At 65.3% G+C, this 22,931-nt stretch carries 23 protein-coding genes; 9 read left to right on the top strand and 14 right to left on the bottom strand.

Annotated features, from left to right (window positions below; translation table 11 throughout):
- Window positions 1-159: 159 nt before the first annotated feature.
- Complete coding sequence (locus C2U58_RS17575; protein ID WP_146033494.1) at window positions 160-1,026, top strand: hypothetical protein; 867 nt, start codon at window positions 160-162, stop codon at window positions 1,024-1,026.
- A 58-nt stretch (window positions 1,027-1,084) separates the two neighbouring features.
- Here the strand turns inward: C2U58_RS17575 and C2U58_RS17570 are convergent, their stop codons facing one another.
- The 4 genes from C2U58_RS17570 to C2U58_RS17555 form a co-directional block, all read right to left on the bottom strand.
- A complete protein-coding gene (locus tag C2U58_RS17570) occupies window positions 1,085-2,395 on the bottom strand; it encodes an ABC transporter permease (protein WP_102947033.1) in 1,311 nt (436 codons plus the stop codon).
- Window positions 2,396-2,406: 11 nt separating this feature from the next.
- Window positions 2,407-3,564, bottom strand: a complete 1,158-nt coding sequence (locus C2U58_RS17565) for an ABC transporter permease (protein WP_102947032.1) — start codon at window positions 3,562-3,564, stop codon at window positions 2,407-2,409.
- A gap of 14 nt (window positions 3,565-3,578) precedes the next feature.
- Window positions 3,579-4,268, bottom strand: coding sequence for an ABC transporter ATP-binding protein (locus tag C2U58_RS17560; protein WP_070208560.1), 690 nt, complete (start codon window positions 4,266-4,268; stop codon window positions 3,579-3,581).
- 120 nt (window positions 4,269-4,388) lie between these two features.
- Window positions 4,389-5,636 (bottom strand): efflux RND transporter periplasmic adaptor subunit, encoded by a 1,248-nt coding sequence (locus tag C2U58_RS17555; protein ID WP_102947031.1) that lies wholly within the window; start codon window positions 5,634-5,636, stop codon window positions 4,389-4,391.
- Between the two features lie 183 nt (window positions 5,637-5,819).
- On the opposite strand from C2U58_RS17555, the gene C2U58_RS17550 reads away from it, so the two are divergent.
- Window positions 5,820-7,031 (top strand): sensor histidine kinase, encoded by a 1,212-nt coding sequence (locus C2U58_RS17550; RefSeq protein WP_102947030.1) that lies wholly within the window; start codon window positions 5,820-5,822, stop codon window positions 7,029-7,031.
- A complete protein-coding gene (locus C2U58_RS17545; protein ID WP_102947029.1) occupies window positions 7,028-7,630 on the top strand; it encodes a response regulator transcription factor in 603 nt (200 codons plus the stop codon). Before C2U58_RS17550 ends, C2U58_RS17545 begins: the two co-directional genes overlap by 4 nt.
- Before the next feature lie 166 nt (window positions 7,631-7,796).
- Here C2U58_RS17545 and C2U58_RS17540 read toward each other — a convergent pair whose 3' ends face one another.
- The 9 genes from C2U58_RS17540 to C2U58_RS17500 all read right to left on the bottom strand — a co-directional run bounded on the left by C2U58_RS17540 (window position 7,797) and on the right by C2U58_RS17500 (window position 15,859).
- Window positions 7,797-8,354 carry a cytochrome b gene (locus tag C2U58_RS17540; RefSeq protein WP_102947028.1) on the bottom strand — a complete coding sequence of 186 codons (558 nt, stop codon included), beginning with the start codon at window positions 8,352-8,354 and terminating at the stop codon, window positions 7,797-7,799.
- On the bottom strand, window positions 8,351-9,457 hold the full coding sequence (locus tag C2U58_RS17535) for a catalase family peroxidase (protein WP_102947027.1): 1,107 nt from the start codon (window positions 9,455-9,457) through the stop codon (window positions 8,351-8,353). Before C2U58_RS17535 ends, C2U58_RS17540 begins: the two co-directional genes overlap by 4 nt.
- Window positions 9,458-9,593: 136 nt before the next feature.
- Window positions 9,594-10,961, bottom strand: a complete 1,368-nt coding sequence (locus C2U58_RS17530; RefSeq protein WP_102947026.1) for a leucyl aminopeptidase family protein — start codon at window positions 10,959-10,961, stop codon at window positions 9,594-9,596.
- On the bottom strand, window positions 10,958-11,695 hold the full coding sequence (locus tag C2U58_RS17525; RefSeq protein ID WP_102947025.1) for an HAD family hydrolase: 738 nt from the start codon (window positions 11,693-11,695) through the stop codon (window positions 10,958-10,960). Before C2U58_RS17525 ends, C2U58_RS17530 begins: the two co-directional genes overlap by 4 nt.
- Before the next feature lie 51 nt (window positions 11,696-11,746).
- Window positions 11,747-12,850: an AI-2E family transporter gene (locus tag C2U58_RS17520; protein WP_102947024.1), complete on the bottom strand. Its 1,104-nt coding sequence runs from the start codon at window positions 12,848-12,850 to the stop codon at window positions 11,747-11,749.
- Window positions 12,851-12,945: 95 nt separating this feature from the next.
- A complete protein-coding gene (locus C2U58_RS17515) occupies window positions 12,946-13,419 on the bottom strand; it encodes a protein sip-5 (protein ID WP_102947023.1) in 474 nt (157 codons plus the stop codon).
- On the bottom strand, window positions 13,416-13,922 hold the full coding sequence (locus C2U58_RS17510) for a hypothetical protein (RefSeq protein WP_102947022.1): 507 nt from the start codon (window positions 13,920-13,922) through the stop codon (window positions 13,416-13,418). The genes C2U58_RS17515 and C2U58_RS17510 overlap by 4 nt, the downstream gene beginning before the upstream one ends.
- 6 nt (window positions 13,923-13,928) lie before the next feature.
- Entirely contained in the window at window positions 13,929-14,294 is a 366-nt protein-coding gene (locus C2U58_RS17505) for a hypothetical protein (RefSeq protein ID WP_070208571.1), read from the bottom strand.
- A 137-nt stretch (window positions 14,295-14,431) separates the two neighbouring features.
- Window positions 14,432-15,859 carry a Do family serine endopeptidase gene (locus tag C2U58_RS17500; RefSeq protein ID WP_102947021.1) on the bottom strand — a complete coding sequence of 476 codons (1,428 nt, stop codon included), beginning with the start codon at window positions 15,857-15,859 and terminating at the stop codon, window positions 14,432-14,434.
- Window positions 15,860-16,449: 590 nt separating this feature from the next.
- On the opposite strand from C2U58_RS17500, the gene C2U58_RS17495 reads away from it, so the two are divergent.
- The 4 genes from C2U58_RS17495 (at window position 16,450) to C2U58_RS17480 (ending at window position 20,738) form a co-directional block, all read left to right on the top strand.
- Window positions 16,450-17,385, top strand: a complete 936-nt coding sequence (locus C2U58_RS17495) for a histone (RefSeq protein WP_102947020.1) — start codon at window positions 16,450-16,452, stop codon at window positions 17,383-17,385.
- 417 nt (window positions 17,386-17,802) lie between these two features.
- Entirely contained in the window at window positions 17,803-18,789 is a 987-nt protein-coding gene (locus C2U58_RS17490; protein WP_102947019.1) for a hypothetical protein, read from the top strand.
- Between the two features lie 290 nt (window positions 18,790-19,079).
- Window positions 19,080-20,057, top strand: coding sequence for a hypothetical protein (locus tag C2U58_RS17485; RefSeq protein ID WP_102947018.1), 978 nt, complete (start codon window positions 19,080-19,082; stop codon window positions 20,055-20,057).
- The gene (locus C2U58_RS17480) at window positions 20,058-20,738 is read left to right on the top strand and encodes a hypothetical protein (protein WP_102947017.1); all 681 of its coding nucleotides are present in this window, start codon (window positions 20,058-20,060) and stop codon (window positions 20,736-20,738) included.
- A 45-nt stretch (window positions 20,739-20,783) separates the two neighbouring features.
- On the opposite strand, the gene C2U58_RS17475 is transcribed toward C2U58_RS17480, so the two are convergent.
- Complete coding sequence (locus tag C2U58_RS17475) at window positions 20,784-21,149, bottom strand: DUF1428 domain-containing protein (RefSeq protein ID WP_102947016.1); 366 nt, start codon at window positions 21,147-21,149, stop codon at window positions 20,784-20,786.
- A 662-nt stretch (window positions 21,150-21,811) separates the two neighbouring features.
- Here C2U58_RS17475 and C2U58_RS17470 point away from each other — a divergent pair.
- Window positions 21,812-22,384 (top strand): Ax21 family protein, encoded by a 573-nt coding sequence (locus C2U58_RS17470; protein ID WP_102947015.1) that lies wholly within the window; start codon window positions 21,812-21,814, stop codon window positions 22,382-22,384.
- A 118-nt stretch (window positions 22,385-22,502) separates the two neighbouring features.
- A complete protein-coding gene (locus C2U58_RS17465; RefSeq protein WP_102947014.1) occupies window positions 22,503-22,928 on the top strand; it encodes an NUDIX domain-containing protein in 426 nt (141 codons plus the stop codon).
- Window positions 22,929-22,931: the final 3 nt, after the last annotated feature.

Below are 22,931 nucleotides of genomic sequence, written 5' to 3'. Positions count from 1 at the left end.
GTTGACGCATTGTGCACGGTGTTTGGAGTCGTTCGTCCGCTTGCATCATTCCGGATGATGCATCCAAAGCGTCGCGTTTCGCCCCATTCCGATAGGCACCTCTTCCTCCCGCTGCTGAACTGCCTGTACCCGCGTGTGCGGGCACTCAGGGAGAAGATGATGAAGAAGGTGTGGTGGTTGCTATTGGCCGCGTTGCCGTATCCGGCAGTGGCATCGGTGGAGGATCCTCTCGCTCGGCCCTGTTACATGTGCACGGCGGACGAGATGTATGAGCGTGCCGAGTCACTTGGGGTCGGACAGCACTACATTTACAATGGCGCAAGTTGGACCAACATCCAGGGCTTCGATGTGACGGAGGTCAATGGCCAACGCGTGGCGACCCATTTCGTGCCGGAGCCATGGATACGCACGCAGTACAACCAGATGATGAGGGTGTACGACGAGAGGCGGGACGAATTCGTTGATCCATGGGGGACGGTATCGTTGCAGCCGCCGGGTGCGCCCCATGTCGCCCTGGAACAGCCGCAAAGCAGTACGATCCTGTGGGGTCATCACGTTGCGGGCGTCAATCCCCGACACCTGGAAGCCCGCGAAACCGCACGGCGCATGATCACGCGCGCAATTCGCTTCGACTATCTCAATGCGGACACCAAGCATGGGCGCGTGCTGCGCATCGAGTCACCGTGGGGTGGAGTAACGCCGCTCATCTCCCGCCTCAATCTCATCACTTCCTACCTGGGATTCATCGAGTTCTACTTCGACCATGAAACCCGTCGGTGGGAATACCTTGAGTCGGGCGACCGCTATGCCCGGATGCAGGAAACGCCGGAGGACTTCCTGCATGCAGACGGCACTCCGCGCGACTTCCTGTACCGGAAGGAGTACAGAGAACTGCGGCCCTACTTCATGGATCGCGCCAAATGGGCGGGCGTGGAGGTGATCGGCGAGCTGCCCGGCTACGTGGACATGGTCTTTTCCTGCAGTCGCGTCCAAGGAAAGCCCCAGTGCCGGATAGCGAACTACTAGCGGCAGCGACTGCGACGCAACCGACCGTGCCCCTCCGGGGGCACGGTCGTACCGCGCATCAGGTTTCCCGCAGCGCCGTAGTAATCGGCAACCGCGCCGCGCGCAGTGCCGGGAACAGCCCGCCTACCAGCCCGATCCCCAGCGCCCACTTCAAGCCACTCCACAGCAGCTCGGGTGATACCTTGAACTGGAACACCACCTGGCTGAAGTTGCTGCCGATGGTGGAGACGCTGTAGCCGTTGAAGATGGCCCAGGCCACCAGCCCGCCCAACAGTCCGCCGATCAGCGCCAGCAGCATGGTCTCCAGCATGATCGCGGTGACCACCGGCAAGCCGCGGAAGCCGATGGCACGCATGGTGGCGATCTCACGCGCACGGGTAGCCACTGCCGCGTACATGGTGTTGAGCGCACCGAATACTGCACCTACTGCCATGATCGCACCGATCACCGTGCCCAGCACCTTGATCAGCGTGTTCAGTCCACCGCCCTGTTTGGCGTAGTACGCCTTGGTGGTTTCCACGTCCAGCTTCAGGCGCGGGTCGGCGGCAACGCCGGCCTTGAACTGCTTGAAGCCCGCTTCGCCATCGGTACGCACCGTGATCGACTGCCAGGCACTGCGCTGGTAGGTGTTGGCCAGGGTTTCAGCGTCGGTCCACAGTTCCGAATCGTGCGCGTCGCCGGAGTTGAACACCCCGACCACCGTCCACTGCTGGTTGCCCAGGGTCAGCGACTTGCCCACCTCCAGACCACGGAACTGGCCCTGCGCGCCCTTGCCGACCACGATTTCGCGCAGGCCGGGATTGAAGCGACGGCCTTCGGTGATCTTGACCTTGTCGTGCACCGCCCAGGCCATTTCGCCCACGCCACGGAACTGCGCGTTGACGTCGGTGCCATCGCCCTTGGAGACCAGGTTCACCACCTGCGAGAGCTCCGGCGAGATCATCGGCTTGCCCTGCGCATCCTTGGCCACGCCCGGTACCGTGGACAGCAGCGGCACCTGGTCGCGGGTGATCACCGAATTGGTTTCCGCCTGCGAACCGCCGCGCAGCACGATCGCGGTACTCTCATCGCCGGTGCTGTTGAGCGTGGCCTGGAAGCCCTGGCCCATCGCCAGCATCGCCACCAGTACGCCCACCACGCCGGCAATGCCCACCACCACCACCGAGGACGCGCCCCAGCGCTGCGGCAGGCTGGCCACGCCGATGCGCGTGGCGACCAGCGCCAGCCGCCCGCTGCGGGTCAGCAGCAGCCACAGCGCCACGGCCGCAACCACCGCCAGCACCAGCGGCCACGGCAGCATGATCCACACCACCAGCGCCACCGCGAGCAGCAGCACCGACACCAGATTGCCCAACCATTGCTTCTTCATGTCGGTTCTCCTCAGCGGCCCGCCAGGGCGTCGACGATCTTCAGCCGCTTGGCGCGCAGCGCCGGCAGCAGGCCCACCACCACGCCGATGACCAGGATCAGCGCCACGCCCATGGCCCAGGTCTGGGTCGGCACGTGCGGCGGCAGCAGGCCCTGTGTCTTCGGCGACAGGATCGGCAGGATGGTGGCGGCCAGGCCCATGCCGATCGCACCGCCAAGCCCGATCAACAACACCGCCTCGATCATCACCAGCACCAGCACCGTGCTGTCCTTGAAGCCCAGCGTCTTCAGCGTGGCCAGCTCCGGCACGCGCTCGCGCACCGCCTGGGCTATGGTGTTGCCGGTGAGCAGCAGCAGGGTGAAGAACACCGCGCCCATGATCGAGGTGACGATCAGCCCGATATCGGCGAACTGTTTCACGAACGCCTGCTGGAACGCCGACTCGGTCTGGGTCTTGGTTTCATGGTCGGAGTTGGCCGAGATCGCATCGATGGCCTGGGCCACGCGCGAGGCATGGTCCGGGTTGTCCAGGGTCACCGTGAACCAGCTGACCTGGTTCTTGATGTAGTCGTTGGACTCGTCGAAGTACTTCCAGTTCATCATCAACTGGCGTTCTTCATTGGCCGCCAGGGTGCGGTCCTTGGAGCGGAACACGCCCACCAGCTGCAGCGGCCAGTCGTTGCTGCCACCGCGCGGGAAGATGGTGGCCTGCAGCGGAATGGTGTCGCCGATCTTCCAGCCGAACTCCTTGGCCAGGGTCTCGCCGACCACCGCGCCGGTGCGGGTGTCCTGGAAGGCCTTGAGCTGGTCCGGCGGCAGCTGCAGTTCGCGGTACACGTCGAAGTAGTTCGGTGCCACCGAGAAGTTGGCGAAGAAGTTCTTCGGGTCCTGGTAGATGCCGCCGAACCACATGCCCGAGGTCACGTCTTTCACCCCGGGGACCTGGCGCACCTGCGGTTCCAGGCGGATCGGCAGCGACTGGGTGATGGACAGGCGCGAGGCCACGATCAGGCGGTTGGCGCCTTCCACGCTGCCGCCCGAACTGAAGGCCACGCGCACCGAGTCGAGCATGCCGAACAGCAGGAACGCGGCCACCACCGAAAGCAGGGTCAGCAGGGTCCGCGTCTTGCTGCGGAACAGCTGCGCCCATATGAGCGAGAAATACTTCATCGCAGTGACCTCCGTCAGTGGGCCGCAGGCGCGTCGGCCAGCTCGCCCTTGTCCAGGTGCACCGTATGCGTGGCGTACTCGGCGGCCTTGGGGTCATGGGTGACCATGATGATGGTCTTGCCGTGCTCGCGGTTGAGCTGCTGCAGCAGCAACAGGATCTCCTCGGCCGAGGCGCGGTCGAGGTCGCCGGTGGGTTCGTCGCAGATCAGGAAGGTCGGGTCGGACACGATCGCGCGGGCGATCGCCACGCGCTGCTGCTGGCCGCCGGAAAGCTCGTTGGGGCGGTGGCTGCGGCGGTCGGCCAGGCCGACCAGGGTCAGGGCGATCTCCGCATTGCGCTTGCGCTGCGCCGCACCCAGATGGGTCAGCAGCAGCGGCAGTTCCACGTTCTTCTGCGCGGTGAGCATCGGCATCAGGTTGTAGAACTGGAACACGAAGCCGACGTGGTGGCTGCGCCAGGTGGAGAGCTGGCCGCCGGACATGCGGTCGATGCGCTCGCCCTCGATCTCGATCTCACCGCCGCTCGGCGTGTCCAGCCCGCCGATCAGGTTGAGCAGGGTGGTCTTGCCCGAGCCGGACGGGCCCATCAGCGCGACGAAGTCGCCCTTCTGGATGTCCAGGTCGATGCCGTGCAGGACCTGCACCTTCTCGGGGCCGCGCTGGTAGGTCTTGGTGATGTTGCGGAGCGAAACCAGGGTGGACATGGGTGGTTCTCCGTAAATCGATGAAAAGGAAAAGGTTGCGGGCAGCCGCCCACGCGCGCGCCGGGATGGCACGGGAATCGCACTAGCTCGGCTCGCGACCAGGTCGCGGCACCGCCCTGCTTACTGCGGTTGCTTTTCCACTACGGCACTGCCGTCGCGCAGTTCCGGGGGTGGGTTGTTGACCACCTGCTCGCCGGCGCTGAGGCCGGCAGTGACCTGGCGGTCGTTGTTGAGGGCCACGCCTACCGTGACCGGCACCTGCTGCACGCGCTTGTCGTCGCCGACCACGAATGCCACGGTCTTCTGGTCGCGCTCGACCAGCGCCGAGGCCGGTACGCGCACGCCCTTGGGGGCGGCGGCCTGGGCCGGCGCAGCCGCTTCCAGGAAGCTCACCCGTACGCCCATTTCCGGCACGATGCGCGGATCTTTCACCTTCAATGCGATGCGCACCTTGACCGTGGCCTTGCCGCGGTCGGCGGTGGGAATGATGGCGATCACCTCGGCCGGGATCTTCCATTCCGGGTAGGCGTTGAGGGTGGCTTCCACCGGCATCTTCGGCTGCACGCGGCCGATGAAGGCCTCGCCCACTTCGACTTCGATCTCCAGCGAGTCCATGTCCACGATGGTGCCGATACCGGTACGGGTGAAACCGCCACCGGCCGACAGCGGCGAGACGATCTCACCCGGCTGCGCGGCCTTGGCGGTGACCACGCCGGAGAACGGCGCGCGCACGGTGTTGTTGTCCACCCCGAGCTCGGCGATGGCCAGCGCGTCGCCGGCCACGCGGGTGTTGCGTTCGGCGGTCTTGAGCTGGGCCCGCAGGCTGTCGCGCTGGGCCATGGCGAGGTCGTACTGCGAACGCGAAACCAGCTGCTGGCCGACCAGCTTCTGCAGGCGCCCGGCTTCGGCATCGGCCTGCGCCACCTGCGCCTTCAACCCGGCCAGCTGGCTGCGCGCCGCTTCCAGCTGCGAGGCCGAGAGGCTGCGCTGGGCGTTGGCGTCGATCGGGTCCAGGGTGGCCATGACCTGGGCTTCTTCCACCCGCATGCCTTCTTCGATCATCACCTCGCGGACCTTGCCGGTGATCTTGGCCGAGACCGTGGCCATGCGCCGGGCGACCACGTAGCCGCTGGCGTCGAGCACCGAGCTGCTGGCGGTGCCCTGCTGGATCGCCACCACCGGGACGGTGCTGACCTCGATCGGCCGTTCGCGGCCGAACAGGAACCAGGCGATACCGCCCAGCACCAGCAGCGCGACGATGGCCAGCACGATCCACAGACCACGGCGGGGCGTACCCGACGGCGGCGGCGCCGAGGCCTTGTTGCGGTCGATGCGGAGTTCCTTGAGCAGTTCAGCGGATGCGTTCATCGTGAGTCTGGACGTGGAATCGGGCCGAGTGTGACCGCAACCACCGTCACGGGCAATCCGGCGGGGTGCCGGGTGGGGCACAGAATGCCCGCCGGGCGGGGGGGCGGGCAGTGACAGCTGTCACCTGCTTGGGGTGATCGGGGCCACTGGCCGGGCCGATGGCGACGCGCGAAGCTGGATGCCATGATCGTTCCCGATCCCTTTGCCCAGGACGTTTCCGTGCTGCCCAGCTGGCTCTCCTCGCGTTTGCGCCCCGCACCCGACTCGGCCGTGGCCGACAACCTGCGCAGCGGCAAACCGGCCTGGTCCGACGCGGTGCACCTGCTGTGGACCGGCTGGGTGTTCCTGACCCCGATCTTCGGCGGCGGCTTTACCGCCACGTGGGTGTGGCTGACCGTGCTGACCTACCCGGTGTTTTTGGCGCTGTACGGCCGCCAGCTGCTGGCGCCGCGCCGGTACGCGCCGCGTTTTGCGCTGGCGATGGTGGCCATGGGGCTGGTGCTGCTGCCGTGGTACCCGTCGGGCATCAGCTACTTCATCTTCGGCTGCGTCACTTTGCGCGTGTGCCGCACCGGCAGCGCCTGGCGCTACCTGGCCCAGCTGGTGGCGCTCAACGCGCTGTTCGTGGGCATCGCGCTATGGGTGGGCTACCAGTGGCAGCTGGTGGTGTGGATTCCGGCCATGGCGATGATCATCGGCATCATCATCAACGTGGAAAGCACCAACAAGGACCGCGAGGCGGCGCTGCAGCTGTCGCAGGACGAGGTGCGCCGGCTGGCCGCCACCGCCGAGCGCGAACGCATCGGACGCGACCTGCATGACCTGCTGGGGCACACCCTGTCGCTGATCACCTTGAAGCTGGAGCTGTCGCGCAAGCTGTTCGACCGCGACCCGGAGCGCGCCCGCGCCGAAGTGACCGAGGCCGAGGCCATCGCCCGCCAGGCCCTGGCAGAGGTGCGCAGCGCGGTCACCGGGATCCGCGCCAGCGACCTCGCCGCCGAACTTGCGGCCGCGCGGCTGCTGCTGGAGTGCCAGCACGTGCACCTGGACTACCCGCCGCCGCCGCCGATGCCGGTGGAGATCGAGCGCGGGCTGGCGCTGGTGCTGCGCGAAGCGGCCACCAACATCGTGCGCCACGCGCAGGCGCACCAGGCCTGGGTGGCGTTCGAGCAGGACGGGCGCATGCTGTCCATGCAGATTCGCGATGACGGGCAGGGCGGCGTGCAGGTCGATGGCAATGGCCTGACCGGCATGCGCGAACGGGTGGCGGCATTGCGCGGCACCCTGCTGGTGACCTCGGTGCGCGGGCAGGGCACCACCGTGGCGGTGCAGGTACCGCTGCCGGCGGCGACGCGGTCGGTGCCGGCCGCGGCGCCAGTGGCGGTGATTCCATGATCCGCATCGTCCTCGCGGAAGACCAGGCCATGGTGCGCGGCGCGCTGTCCGCGCTGCTCGGGTTGGAGCCGGACATCGAAGTGCTGGGCGCTGCGGCCGACGGTGAAGCGGCGTGGCGCATGGTGCAGCAGTTGAAGCCGGACATTCTGGTGACTGACATCGAGATGCCGGGATTGTCAGGGTTGGAGCTGGCGCAGCGCATCTCGCGGCATGAACTGCCCATCAAGGTGGTGATCGTGACCACCTTCGCGCGCTCGGGGTTCCTGCGCCGCGCGCTGGATGCCGGCGTGTGCGGCTATCTGCTGAAGGACGCGCCGGCCGAGAAGCTGGCCGACGCATTGCGCCAGGTGCAGCACGGCGGCCGCGCCATCGACCCGCAACTGGCGCTGGACGCGTGGTCGCAGGCCGACCCGCTGAACGACCGCGAACGCCAGGTGCTGCGCCTGTCCGGCGACGGCCGCTCGGCCAGCGAGATCGCCACCCAGCTGGGCCTGTCGCACGGCACCGTGCGCAATTATCTGTCCGAGTGCATCGGCAAGCTGGGGGTGGCCAATCGGATCGAGGCGTATCGGTTGGCAAGGCAGAAGGGTTGGTTGTAGGCGGGTTCCCACCTCGGAACGGACGGCGGACACGCATGGCGTGTCACTACGCCTTCGACGCGGACCGATCGCGCCCGACGTCATCGAACGTCGTCCGACCGCGTAGCGACACGCCATGCGTGTCCCACGCACCGCCGGCAGAATCCAATAAATCACCCCGCCGCAATCACCCCCGCGGCGATCCCCGACCCTCCGGCCCCTTCGCCATCGCCTGGAACACGCCATCGCGGCGCACCCACAGGTGGAACAACGCGGCACTCAGATGCAGCACCACCGTGGCGAACAACACATACGCCAACACACTGTGCGCACCGCGCAGCGCCGCATACATCGCCACGTCGTGCGGCAGGATCGGCGGCAGCAACACGCCCTTCCACATCTGGATCGGGTAGCCACCGGCCGACAACATCGCCCAGCCCACCAGCGGCATCGCCAGCATCAGCCCGTACAGCATCCAATGCGAGGCATGCGCGGCGAATTTCTGCCACGCCGGCAGATCCGCCGGCAGCGGCGGTGGACGATGACGAATCCGGTTCACCAGCCGCACCACGGCCAGCAGCAGGATCGCGATGCCCAACGGCCGGTGCAGGTCCACCAGCATCGGCCGCCAGTGCAGCGAGGCGACCATGGTCACGCCCACGAACAGCATGGTCAGGATCAGCACCGCCATCAGCCAGTGCAGCACGCGCGCGGTCAGGTTGAAATGCCCGTCGGAGGTCTTCATCGACGCGCTCCCGCATCCGGTGCCGCACCGCTGGCGGTTTCCCGCTCGCGGCGGTTGAACGATTCCGAGTACACCGCAGACCGCGCGGCCAGGATCGGATCATCGGTACCGGCGATCCCGCTCGGCAGGATCAGCGGATCGAAGTTCACGTTGTTGCAGGCGCCGTTGGCCTGCGGCTGCATTGCGGTCAGGCTGAGCGTGCCGGCCTTGACCCGGCGGCGGGTGTCCGGCCACGGGATGGAGGGGTCATTGATCGCATCGCCCGGCTCGGCCAGCGTGATCCACATGTCCCAACGCACCGGTCCCTGTGCCAGCCGCTGCGCGAATTCATCGGCCAGGTAATCCACGCTCGCCTGCGCGCGCTGCTCGGGGCTCATCGCCTCGAACGCTGCCTGCGGCAGCATGCTCCAGCGCACCGCCTGCTCCGTGCCGTCAGCCGCAATGAAGCGGAAACTGTTCACGCCGTTGTAGTCGGTGTTGGCCCAGCTGGTGGACCACGGCGCGGTCTTCGCCCACGCGCCGAACGCACGTGCCGACGGGTACTTCGCGGCGATGGCCGCCTGCTTGGCCGGGTCCGGCTTGCCGGTGGCCGGGTCGGGAATGCCGGCGCGGGTCTGTTCGAGGAACGCCTGGGTGGTGGGCACCGCGAAGAACGGGAAGCTGTTCATGGCGGTGCGCCACTCCTGGCCGTCGTCGGTGACCAGTTGCAGCGCCATGCTGCGCACCCGCGCGCTGGCATCGGCGCCATGCGGGTCGCCGCCGCCAATCGAGAGGCGGCCCAGCACCGGCACCTGCTGCTGGCGGAACACCCGCGCCGAGCTCAGCGCGGCACCGTCCGGCGTGCCCTGGAAGGTGCCGCTTACGCACACGCCCTTGCTGTGCGCGCGGCGGAACCCGGCATGCTTGGCACCAGTGGCTTCAATGGTGTCGGTGAAGGTCTGCGCGGTCACCCGGTCGCGCCCGATCCAGCCGGCCAGCCAGGCGAAGGCCAGTACCACTGCCCCTGCAATCAGCGCGATCAGGCCGATCCACAACAGCGGCGAATGCGGCGGGCGCGGCGAATCCGGCTCGCGACCAGCGCGGGTATATCGAAAGAGCGACATGAGCCTGCCTTCAAGGTGGGTCACGCGCATGGTGGCAGAACCCCCGCCACACCGATATTCACATTTTCGACAACCTTTAACGGCAGATCCCCGCCGAGGCGGGGATCCGGTTTTTCAGGCATGCCAGGACCAGCGCTTACAGATACCGGCCCTTCAACATCGCCCACGCCGAGCGCAACGCCAGCGCCTCGCCACCGGCCGGGCGACCCGGGCGTTCGCCATCGTTCCAGGCGTACACATCCAGGTGCGCCCACACCTGGCCTTCGGCAATGAAGCGCTCCAGGTACAGCGCCGCAGTGACCGAACCGGCCATGCGCGAACCGGCATTGGCCAGGTCGGCAATGCCGCTGTGCAGGTAACGCAGGTACGGGCGCCACAGCGGCATGCGCCACACCGGGTCACGCGTGGTGTCGCCGGCCTGCAGCCACTGCTGGGCCAGCGTGTCGTTGTTGCTGAACAGCGCCGGCAGGTCCGGGCCCAGTGCAATACGCGCCGCGCCGGTGAGCGTGGCGAAGTCCAGCACGATCTCCGGCTTCTGCTCGCTGGCGTAGGTCAGCGCGTCGCACAGCACCAGCCGACCTTCGGCGTCGGTGTTGTCGATCTCGATGCTCAGCCCCTTGCGGGTGGCGATCACTTCGCCCGGGCGGAACGCGTCCGGCCCGATCGCGTTTTCCACCGCGGCAATCAGCAGGGTCAGCTGCACCGGCAGGTCCTGCGCCATGATCAGCCCGGCCAGCGCCAGCGCGTGCGCGGCGCCGCCCATGTCCTTCTTCATGTTGCGCATGCCGTCGGCCGGCTTGATGTCCAGGCCGCCGGTGTCGAAGCACACGCCCTTGCCGACCAGCGCCACGTGCGGGCGACCGGCCTGGCCCCAGCGCAGTGCGATCAGGCGCGGCGCGCGGTGCGAGGCGCGGCCCACCGCGTGGATGGCCGGGAAATTCTGCTCCAGCAGTGCGTCGCCGGTGATCACCTCGACCTGCCCGCCATGCGCGGCAGCCAGTTCGCGGGCGGCATCTTCCAGCTGCTGCGGGCCCATGTCTTCGGTGGGCGTGTTGACCCAGTCGCGCACGCGCAGGCTGGCGGTGATCACATCGCGCACTTCGGCAGCGGGGCTGGCCACCAGCTGCGCCGGGGCGCGGTTGGGCTTGCGGTAGCGTGCGAAGCGGTAGCTGCCCAGGCCCCAGCCCAGGTGCAGCAGGGTTTCGATCGGCGCGGGCAGTGCGTCGGCCAGCTGCCACACCGTGCCTTCGGGCAGTGCGAACGGGGCATGCGCGTAGGCGTAGGCATCGCCGCTGTCGCCCACGCCGACGATCGCGCCGGCCAGGCCGTGCTCGCCCGGCAGCAGTACGACGCTGCAGCCGCTGCCGTTGAAGTGCTGCGCGTCCAGCCAGGCAACCAGTGCAGGCGCCTGCTGCGCGCGCCATGCCGCGAACTGTTCGCGATCCATCACGTGCAGCGGCAGGGCGTTGGCCGAATCGGTGGTGAAACCGGTGATCTGGGTCATGCGGGGTCGTGCTCCGTTCGTGGCCGGGCGTCCTGCGCCGATGCATTCGCATCGAGCCAGTCGGCCAGCCCGGTCAGGGTGTCGAACTGCAGGTCGGGCTGCAGCGAAGGATGGTGCCAGGTGTGTTCAACGCGGTTGATCCAGCAGCCGCGCAGGCCAGCCTGCATGGCGCCGACCACGTCCATTTCCACGTGGTCGCCTACGTGCAGCACGTGCGCCGGGGCCACGCCCAAGCGTTCGCAGGCGGCATGGAAGATGCTGGCGGCCGGCTTGGCTGCGCCGTGTTCGCGCGAGCCCAGCTGGAAGGCGAAGTGGTGGTCCAGCCCGATCCGGGCCAGGTCGGCATTGCCATTGCTGAGTGCGGCCACCGGCACGCGGGCGGCGATGCGGGTCAGCGCCTCGATCGCATCCGGGTAGCACTCCACCTGGTTGCGCGCGGCGTAGAACGCCTCGTAGGCCGGTTCCAGCAGGCCCAGGTCGGCCCCGCTGTTCTCCAGCGCCTCCTGCAGGGTCAACCGGCGCAGCGCGCTGAGGTCGTAGTGCAGGTGCGGGTTATCGCGGAAGGAACGCTCGCGCAGTTCGCGCATCGCCGCCACCGGGTACATCGCGGCGGTGGCGGGGCTGTGCTGGAGCATCCACTCGTACAACACCTGGTCGATGCGGGCGCCGATGGGGGCGAACGGCCACAGGGTGTCGTCGAGGTCGAGGGTGATGGCTAGGACTGGGAAATTCACCCGGCCATTCTACGCCTGTGGGGGCAGACACGCAGGGCGTGGCTCTACCGGTTACTCCAGCAGCTTGGCCCAGCCCTGGGTGCCTTCCAGCCGCGCCAGCACCAGCTTGATGCAGACCAGCAGCGGGACCGACAGCAGCAGGCCGATCATGCCCCACAGCCAGCCGAACACCATCAGCGCCAGGATCAGGATCAGCGGCGAGATCGCCATCTGCCGGCCCAGCACGATCGGGGTCACCACCTGGCCTTCAATGGTGTGCAGGGCCAGGTAGCAGGCCGCCGGCAGCATCGCCTGGAACGGGTCGCTGAACTCCACGAAGCCCATCAGCAGCATCAGGGTCACGCCGATCAATGGCCCCACGTAGGGCGCGAAGTTCAGCAGCGCCGCCACGGTGCCCCACAACAGAGCCTCCTGCAGGCTGATTCCGAGCAGCAGCAGTACGCCGGAGAAAATCAGCCCGACCAGCGCGTTGATCACGGTGATGGTCAGCACATAACGCGACACCTCGCGCTCGATCGAGCGCAGGATGTCGGCGGTAAACCGCTGCTGCTGGCGGCTGGGGAACAGCGCGATGGCGTGTTTCTGCAGGTTCTGCCCGTAGATCATGAAGAACAGGGTCAGCAGCACTACCGCCAGTACCGAGGCGGCCAGCCGCGGCGCCCGGGTCAACACCTTATAGGGGTCGTCCAGCTGGGTGCGCACCACCTGCACGCGCCGGGCACTTTCGCCGCCGGCCACGCGCGCGAAGTTTTCCGCCGCCTGGTTGGCCTGCTGCACCGGCTTGGTCAGGTTCTGTACCTGGCGCGCCACCTTGCGCAGTTGCTGCGGCGCCTCCTGCGCCCAGTCCATGGCCGGGCCCACAAGCTGCACGCCCAGCGCGGTGGCGCCGCTCAGGCCGACACCAATGACCAGCACCGCAGCCAGGAAGCGCGGAATCCACAGGCGGCCCAGGAAGCGCAGGATCGGGTTGCCGACCAGCGCGAAAAACATCGCCAGCAGGATCGGCAGGACGATGTCCTGCGCGGCCCACAAGGTGAAACAGACAGCGAGGAAGGCCAGCACCACCAGCGACATCGGGCCACGGGGGCGCGGTGCGTGCGGCGGCGGTGCGACGACGTCGAGGTCGGCAGCAGGGGAGGTCACAGGAACGCTCATGCAGGTCGCACGCTGGGTAGGTCACGCATTATTGGGTACGCCGGTGGGTATGGCGTGTGGGTAGCGCCCTGCCGCTGGCAGGGCGATGACGATGACTAACGTTCGGACAGGTCCGTCGCCGCTTCCGCCGGCTGCGGCTGTGCCGCTTCCTGCGTGGCGGTGACCTGCGCGCGCGGCGTGGCCACCGGCGCAACGGTCGGCTGCGGCGTCCGCACCGGTGCGACCGGGGTGGGGTCCACGGCCTCGTCGACCTTGTCGGCCGCCTGCTCGGCGGTCTCGGCCGCGTCGCTGGCCTGCATCGAGGCGACCGCTGCCTGCGCACTGGCCAGCAGATTGGAGACCGACCCGATCATCTGCAGCCAGCGTGCGCCATGGAAGCGGGCACCGCCCGGTTCCAGCTTGCCCGCCAGGAAGCCACCGGCCAGGCCCACGCTGATGATGCGCAGCGGGGTCCAGCCCTCGCGCCAGGCCTGGCTGAGGGTGAACCAGCTGCACTGGGTTTCGTCGACCCGGACCGACACGACCTTTTCCGCGCGTTTGACCCGGTGGCGCAACGCTTCGAACTTCATGGCGAACGCTCCGTCGGTTCGGGCTGCCCTTCGACATCCTCATCGGTGGGCTCGTCGAACAGGCCCAACCGCGCCAGCTGCCGCCGGGTGGCATGCATGCCGGTGTGGCGGAAGAAGAACGACACCCGCCAGATCGCATAGCCGGTCATGGCCAGGCTGACCAGCGAAGTGATCAGCAGCGAATGGAACCAGGACAGGCCCCAGCGCTGCATCAGCGCGATCAGCGTGCCGGCCAGCAACAGCCAGGCCGAGGCGCCGAACACAATCGCCACCCCGCTCCACGCCAGGGCCCGACCAAATGCACTGCGGGCGAGGGCGAACTCGAACGAGGCCAGCCGCCGCAGCGAACGCAGCGTGTGCTTGGCCGAATCCACCGTGGCGCGGCCGGCCTGGCCGACCTCGCGGATGCTTTCATCCAGGCGCGGCGCGGCGCGCGCGCCCGTATCGCCCTCCGGTGGAGGCGTTGCTCCACCGTCGGGCGTCGACTGTGCTTGATCGCTCACGCCGACTTACTTGTCGCCGCCGCTGCGGGCCAGCTTGGCGATGATCCAGCCTGCAGCGAAGGCCACGCCGAACGAGGCCAGCGGGCGCTCGCGGATCAGCTCGGCGGCGCTGTCGACCAGGTCCTTGCCCTTGTCCATCAGCGCGTCGACCTGCTCCTTGGCAGCGGCGCCGCCGAATTCAGCAGCGGCCAGGCCGGACAGCGCGGTGTCGGACAGCTCGGCCTTGACGTTGGCACGGCCGATACGCAGCTCATCACCGGCAGCGCCGGTGGCGCCCTTGATCGCACCGCCGGCGGCGCTGGCGGCCGACTTCAGGTGCGAACCGGCTTCGCCCAGGTGTTCCTTGAGGTTTTCGGTATTGGTGGGGCTCATCGTGACTCTCCGTTATGTAATCGATGGGGAAGGTGACCGCGGATGAACCCGTCGGCAACGAACACAAGGTAATAGCACCGACCGGGTGTAGAGGGTGTCAGCTGGCGTGATCCGCACGCGAAGGCTGGCTGAGCGGTTCAGCGCATCACCAGGTCGCCGCGTGCGTTGCCGCGCACGATGCGCAGCACCAGCTGCTGCGGCGGCTTCTGGAAGTTGGCGCGCCAGCTGGCCAGGTCCGCGAACTCGCCCACGCTGGACTGGATGATCACGTCGCCTGCGGCCAGCCCGGAGTTGGCCGCCCGGCTGCCGCGCTTGACCTCGCTGACCATTACGCCGCCGTCGCCGGCCTGGCGCAGTGTTTCGGGCAGGTCGACAAAGGTTGCACCGGCCAGGCGCGGGTCGAGGGTTTCGCCCGCCACCGCGCGCGGCTGCTCCTTCAGCGTCGCCTTGACCTGCAGCGGCTTGCCGTCGCGGCGCACGTCCAGGCTCAACGCGCTGCCCACCGGCTGCAGGCCTTCCACATTGTGCAGCGCCACCGCGCTGTCAATCCGCTGGCCATTGGCCGCCACCACCACATCGCCCGGCTTGATCCCGGCCGCCGCTGCGCCCGAACCGGCCAGCACGCGGGTGACCAGCGCGCCGCGCGCTTCGCTCAGGCCCAGGTTCTGCGCCAGCGCCTGGGTCAGGTTCTGTGCCTCGATCCCGAGCGTGCCGCGCACCACCACGCCGTGCTTGACCAGCTGGTCCACCACGTCGCGCGCCAGGTTGGTGGGAATGGCCAGGCCCAGCCCGATGTTGCCGGCCATGCTGCCCTGCGGATTGAAGCTGGCCGTGTTGATACCGACCAGCTGGCCCTGCAGGTTGACCAGCGCGCCGCCGGAGTTACCCGGGTTGATCGACGCGTCGGTCTGGATGAAGTTCTGGTAGCCCAGCCCGCGGATACCGGTGCGGCCGACCGCCGAGACGATGCCCGAGGTGACCGTCTGGCTGAAGCCGAACGGGTTGCCGATCGCCACCACGAAGTCGCCCACGCGCAGCTGCGCGCTGTCGCCCAGCGGCAGCGCGGTGAGCTTGTCGGCCGGAATGCGGATCAGCGCCACGTCGGTGTCGCGGTCCGAACCCAGGAACTCGGCCTTGACCGTGCGCCCGTCGGACAGGGTCACCTGCACGTCGTCGGCGTTGTCGATCACATGGTGGTTGGTCAGTACCAGGCCCTCGGCCGCGTCGATGATGACGCCCGAGCCCAGCGACTCGTTGATCCGTTCCTGCGGCACTTCCGGGAACAGGCGGCGGAAGAACGGGTCGTTGAAGTAGGGGTTGCGCACCCGCACCACCTGCTTGGTGTTGACGCTGACCACCGCCGGCATCACCCGTTCCAGCATCGGCGCCAGCGACGGCACCGGCTGCCCGGCCACCGAGGCCGGCAGCGCGGCCGTGGCCGGAATCGCCAGCGACGCCGGCGCCGCCTCGGCACGGTTGTCCAGGTTGGCATTGATCGCGGAGGCGACGAAGCCACCGAAGGCGGCAGCAAGTGCGAGCGTAAGCAGGGTCGGAAGCGGTCGCATGGGAGTCCGGTGGGTGCGGGGGACGGGTATACGGTAATTCAAGCTGAATGAGTCTGTCTCGGCACGGCTGAAACTGGGGTGAGCGGTAGGGGGGGCCGCGGGATTACAGGCATCGGTGCGGGTCTGCACGGACGCGACGCGCGGACGATGCGCGGTCGCAACCGCATGCCGAAACCAGCCCTCCATCCACCGGTAGGGTCGGTTCCCAAACGACCGCCGATAACGCCGATCGGCGCTTTAACGCATGGACCTCAAACCGAATAACGCTCTGCCACCACACGTCCACGTACCTGCAAACCCGCGCACTTGCAGAAAATTTGGCAACAAACCGATCGCACACAACGACCAATTACGCCGCACGCGCCACCGCTCCGCCGCACCCGAACAAAACCGCCGCCACGCATCTTCGTACCAACCGCACCGCTGTTTTAAAGCACTTTTCAGAAAACTGCCTGCCGACACACGTTCCCAACCACCCACCTACCCACCACACCCGCGACTCAAAACCTGCGACAAGACCGTTCCACCGCGGACAACTCCGGTATAGCATCGCCAGCGAAATCACTGACCAGGCCCCTCAGGAGGGCAACATGAGCAACGGAAATGGTGTGACCGCGACCCTGTCGCAGGGCGTCGACAGCGTAAAAGAGACGGCCGAGAACGTTGGCGAAACCATCGCCCACACCGCTGAAGAAGTGGTGGCCTCGGTGAAGAAGACCGCCAAGCGCGCCCGCAAGGCCGCCACCACCCAGGTTGCCAAGGTCAAGAAGGCCGTCAAGAAGGCCGAGAAGACCGTCGCCAAGAAGGCTGACAAGGCCGCCAAGTCGGTGGGCAAGACCCTGGCCAGCGCCAAGAAGAAGCTGGAAGCGGCCAAGTCCAACGCCAAGGCCGAAGCGGCCGCGCTGACCAAGAAGGTTGCCAAGAAGAAGGCCGCCGCCGAAAAGGCCGTGACCAAGACCACCAAGGCCGCCAAGAAGGTTGCCGGCAAGAAGGTCGCCACCGCCAAGAAGGCCGTGACCAAGAAGACCGCCGCTGCCAAGAAGGCCGTGACCAAGAAGACTGCCGCTGCCAAGAAGGTCGTGGGCAAGAAGGTCGCGACCGCGAAGAAGGCTGTCGCCAAGAAGTCGGCCACCGCCCGCAAGGTCGCTGGCAAGAAGACCGTTGCCGCCAAGAAGGTCGTCGGCAAGAAGGTCGCCACCGCCAAGAAGGCTGTGGCCAAGAAGTCGGCCACCGCCAAGAAGGTCGTGGGCAAGAAGACCGCCACCGCCCGCAAGACGGTCGGCAAGAAGGTCGCCACCGCCAAGAAGGCTGTCGCCCGCAAGTCGGCTGCTACCAAGAAGACCGTCGGCAAGAAGGTCGCCACCGCCAAGAAGGCCGTAGCCCGCAAGTCGGCCGCCACCAAGAAGGCTGTCGGCAAGAAGACCGCCGTGGCCCGCAAGTCGGTCGCCCGCAAGGCCGCTCCGGCCAAGCGCGCCGCCAAGACCGTGGCCCGCAAGGCCCCGGCCAAGCGCGTCGCCCGCAAGTAATAGCGTCAAGCACGGCGCCTGCCTTCGGGCCGGCGCCGTGTAGCAATCCCGAGTCGATGTTACACCTGCACCGATTGGGACGTTCAATCGTGCCTCAACTCGTGCAGGTCCGACTTGTTAGTACGTCGGTAGTTGTGAAATGGCGCATTCAGCTTGAATAGCGCTGAGCCGAATGCCTTCAACACTGAATCCTGGTGTCGCTGTGCGCTTGCAACGGCACAAGCTGCCGAATCGGCGGCGACCTAGGTACTTCATCCGAAGATCGAAGCAACCGCCGCGTAGTGGTGGGTCTCCTGCGTGCCGGCAGCAATGCCAAGCCGGAGTTAAAACGCTTGGCGTGACAGGGCGCACCAGACCCGTTGATGTCCACATCCTGTGAAGTAAACTTGCCCGAAACGATAAATCAAGGGGCAAGGGATGCTGGCGATAGTTACGGGCGTGATATCAGGGCTTGTGGTGATCTTCTTTGCTTGGACTGCCAAGCGGATATTTCTAGCGCGTCGCCTGTTTCTCATTCAGCCGAAGCTATTCGACTACTCAGACCTCGTCAGCCAAAAAACCGCGAGAACAATTGAGTTAACCGTATTCAACGGCGGCTCTCGACCTGAAGAAGACGTAAGGGTCCAACTTTCCCCTGCCTTCAACTACACCATTCTTGCTGCAGACCGTCCGGATATGGCTGTGGGGCCAGATGGTTTCCTCAGAATTGATCGCCTTGCACCGAAACAAGACCTCACGGTGGTTATGACCGCTGAGGGCGGGGAGTTTCGCAAGGAGCACGTTGTAGGCTTGGCGTCGAAAGAAGTTGTGGGGAAGGTCAAAGAGAAGCTTCAGGACGCTCAGCTATCGCCAGTAGGCAGTGTAGCGGTGATGCTGCTCATATTTGTGGTGATGCCCCTGCTCGGGTGGGGAGCGGGCAACTTCATTGAGAAGGAGGTCATTCCAGTCTTCGGGTCGCAGATTGGGGATGATGAGCGAGAGGCGGCGACGGCTGTCGTCAGTAGCGCGCTTCGCTTCAAGCAGATTGCTGGTTCGTCGTTTGTCTCTTATGGAGCTTCAAAAAAGACCGCAGACCAGATGCTGGACACGGTTCAAGTCGAGAAGCTAACTCGAACTGGTGATGTCGTGCATATCGAGGTGGCTATCAGCAATCGTACAAAGGAGCGCTTGGTCTACTCTTTGTCCTCCGCTTCGCAGATGAGTGATGGGCGAGGTAGGTCAAAAGATTCGCTTAACTACATTGAGGCCGATATCGTTGCTTTTCCAAACACCGACAAGACGGTAGCTCTGTCCGATTACCTCCCTCCAGCAGCACGTCCGCAAACTCTTTTGCTTGAAGTCAGGGCGGAGTCGGACGGTGTTTACGCTCGCCGCACGTTGGAACTCCAAATCATTACGAATTGAACCAAGCAAGCCCATTGCCTTCGATCATGCAGGCCTTGGTGTAGTTCGTTGGCACTTGCCGTAAGAGTCGAGGTAGGAGCTTTCGATGGCGGGGTCAACTCACGTGCACGTCTCAATCATCCATCAGTATGATGATTGCGCTGCAAAAAATCAGTCAAGGAAGTCTTTCCAGCATGCTCGAAACGCAGAGAAATTCATGGCCCCAAGAATTTGTGTAGGGTCAGTTCAGGCGAGCGGAAAGCCTTAGGTGCAGATGGATTGAGTCAGTTGAACTTCAGGGGTGAGATTCGATGGACGTGAAGCAGTCTCCGTTTTCTCTTTATGACTTTCTTGGATATCTATTTCCGGGCGCCATTGCGATCTTCGCGTTCGAGTACATCTTCAGTTACCTTGGATTGGATACGGGCCTTACCGAGCTAACCGCCCTCACGCGGGCATCAGCCCTGCTCCCGTTTATCTTGTCTTCGTACATTGCGGGACATCTCATTTCATTACTGTCGTCTTTTACGATTGAGCGTCTCTATATCTGGACCCTGGATTATCCATCCAAGTCTCTTCTGAGTTATGAAAGAAGAGCAATCTTCGAAGACAAGTTATCCGCTTTGAACTGTGTGAAGTTCGTTTGTCTAATCATTCTGGCTCCGGTTGCTCTAGGTGTGCTGGCGATGTGTTTCTTCTCTGCTGGTCGACCTGGCCTAGCGCAATCTATGGATAATCTGCTGACAAAGATCATTCGATTGAAAATTACCCGGCTTCTTATCGAAAAGGGACAGGTGGACAACCCCAACAGGTACGCTGGGCCGTGCGATAGCGATTTCTTTCGCTTTGTCTACCACCACGCTCTAGAGAATTCACCCGCCCACATTGGGAAAATGCAGAACTATGTTGCTCTATTTGGCTTCCATCGTGCGATGAGTTTCCTCTGTTGTCTCCTCTTCTGGATTGGTATCGTTTCGGTTGTCTCAAGTTCCGAAGACAGGGCGATGCGAGTGGTAGTAGCGTCTTCAGTACTCTCGTTATTCTTCTTCTTTGGCTTTGCTAAGTTCTATAGAAGGTTCAGCTTGGAAGCTTTGATGGCAATGGCTGTGACCTACTTTTACCCACCTGAGATGGCGGAGATAAGCGTCGCGCCCGTACACCCATCAAAACGCGAGGGATTTTCGAGAGGAAGACACTCCCAGTTCAGTGCCGTATTGAACGATCTCAATCGACGCATCACGACGACGCGTGACAGGCGAAAGGCTGCGAAAGCAGCTAGAGGTGGTTGAATGCGCAACCTAGACTTCAGCTCCTGGCAGGCCATGCTCTCGACCCTGGTCGGGTTGGCCGTCATTACGCTCATAGGCGTGGGTATCCGCCTGCTCTTCATGCAGACCCTGCAGCAGCGCCGCGAGCGCGAGAACCGCCAGATCAACGAGCGGCTGCGTACCCTGATTGCCGCCTACAAGACACTGGGTGGGTCATTCACCGGGGCATTGCACGTTGATCCGCGCCACCTGCGCGACCTGCGGCAACTGGAAGCGGGCAGTGACGAAGGCCTGGACCTCCCGGCCAGCGCCGGCAGCGACCGCGCCCGCCGCATACGCGATGCCGTGGAAGCGGCCCTCTCCGACATCGTGCTGCTCGGCACCGACGAGCAGGTTCGCCTGGCTGCGCATGCCGCCAACGAACTGGCCGAAGGCCGCGCCGTGCCCACCGCCGAGCTGGTGGTGTCGCTGCGCGACTTCATCCGCGAAGCCCTCGACCTGGCACCCATTCCTCCAAGCGTGACCATTCCGCGCCAGGGGCCCGCCCGGCCTGCGCCGGGTGGCGCGCGCGGCAAGGCCGGCGGTGACGACCGCGCTGGCGGACGGGGCGGCGGTGGTGGCGGTATGGGAGGAATGGGTGGCGGTGGCGCAGGCATGGGCATGGGCCACCGCACGGACGACGACGGCAGCCACACCCGCTGACCAAGGCGGTGGCTGCATGCGTCGTCGTCGCTGCGTGGCGGCCTGTTACTTCTTGCCGCTCAATTCCACGATCGGTACGAAGCCGGCATAGATCATCCGCTTGCCGTCGAACGGCATCGGGTTGTTGGCCGGGTCCATGCGCGGGTCTTTCATCATCTTCTCCATGCCGGCATCGCGGGTGGCCTTGTCCGGCCATTCGATCCAGGAGAACACGATGGTCTCATCGTCCTTGGCTTCCACGGCGCGGAAGAAGTCGGTCTGCTTGCCGTGGGTGACATCGTCGCCCCAGCATTCCACGACGCGGGTGGCACCAAATTCGATGAACACCGAATCGCCTTCATTGGCGTGTTTGATGAACTTCTCTTTGTTGGCGGTGGGTACGGCCAGTACGAAACCGTCGATATAGGACATCTGCAGCCTCCGGTAACCGGTGCGCCGGAATGGGCACCTTCAATGGGTACGACGCGGGGGAGTGAGGGAAATCGACAATGCGCTCTGGATCCGTCAGATCCGGTGACGACCACGTGTGCACGCGGTGTCATCACGAAGAATCAAGGGGTTGCGCGACGGAATCGACCCGTTTTTGCCAGTCAGGGTCAGAAAATCCCTAACATCAGTGGGGAACATTCTGATGTTAATGGGCGCCGATTCAGCCCACTATTCAGTGGCCGGGCAGGACGCTCCCCAAGAGACCTGCGGTGTGACGCCCCAGCTGCGTCAGCCGGTGCACTACGGAAAATGGGCGCGTTCGCCGACTACTCCCCAAGAGCGGCTTCCCCAACGCGCGACGCCCCGCAAGGGTATCGTCGTGACCAGATTTCCCTTTTCTCCTTGCTTCAATCAACTTCCTGCGCGGTGTCCACGCGCGGTTCATGCATGTTCGTGCACGCGCAAAACACCTGAAAAATGCAGCGCGCGCGTATGCCAGAGCGCGACTGAACCGTTGCCCAAAATCCACGGTGTTGAAAGCGGCGCACTTCAGGGCGCGTTGTGTCGAATAACGGAGAATTTACATTCCCGATGCAGAAGCCGCTTGCGCCACTGCACGAACGAACAAGAAAAGGTGTACCCCCATGAAGACTTCCCTGATTGCCCTGGCGCTGGCCGCCGCCCTGCCGTTCGGCGCTTCTGCTGCTGAAGGCCTTTCCTACAATTACGCCGAAGGCGATTACGTCAAGACCGATGCCGACGGTGGCAAGGCTGACGGTTGGGGTGTAAAGGGTTCGTACGGTTTCCTGCCGAACTTCCACGCGTTCGGTGAGTTCAACCAGCAGAAGACCGACATCGGCGACTTCAAGATCGACCAGTGGCGCGTCGGCGTGGGCTACAACCACGAAATCGCCACCAGCACCGACTTCGTGGGCCGCGTTGCCTACAACAAGTTCGACCCGAAGGAAGGCCTGGACTTCAACGGTTACAGCGCTGAAGCCGGTATCCGTACCGCGTTCGGGCAGCACGCCGAAGTCTATGCAATGGCCGGCTACGAGGACTACAGCAAGAAGCACGGCATCAATCCGGATGGCCAGTTCTATGGGCGCCTGGGTGGCCAGGTCAAGTTGAACCAGAACTGGGGCATCAACGGCGACATCAAGATGGATCGCCACGGTGACAAGGAATGGTCGGTCGGCCCGCGCTTCAGCTGGTAAGCGGCGTCTGATCGCTTCGCTACGCGCGGTACCGGCGTAGCGGCAGGGGCCCGGCAACTTGCCGGGCCTTTTTTATGCGCGCGCTGGGGCGATAATGCGGCGACTTCCGGAGATCTCCATGTCTGAGTCCATCCCGTTGCAGCAACCCCGCGTCGGCTGCGGCGCCGTCATCCAGCGCGCCGACGGCGCGGTGCTGCTGGTCCAGCGCGGGCGTCAACCCGAACAGGGCCACTGGGGCCTTCCCGGCGGCAAGGTCGACTGGATGGAGAAGGTCGAAGACGCAATGGTGCGCGAAGTGCTGGAAGAGACCGGCCTGCAGGTCAGCGTGGAAAGGCTGCTGTGCGTGGTGGACCATTTCGAGCCTGCGCTGGGCCAGCACTGGGTCGCCCCGGTCTACCTGGTGCGTGCACCGGCCGACGCACAGGCCATGCACCTGGAGCCGGAGGCGATACTGGCGCTGGACTGGTTCCAGCCCGATGCGCTGCCCGCCCCGCTGACGCGCTCCGCTACGGCAGGCCTGGCGCGGCTGTCACCACCGCGCTGAAAC

This window comes from Stenotrophomonas sp. VV52 (assembly GCF_002893095.1).
GTDB lineage: Bacteria > Pseudomonadota > Gammaproteobacteria > Xanthomonadales > Xanthomonadaceae > Stenotrophomonas > Stenotrophomonas aracearum.
This window is presented reverse-complemented; position numbering and strand designations above follow the sequence as displayed.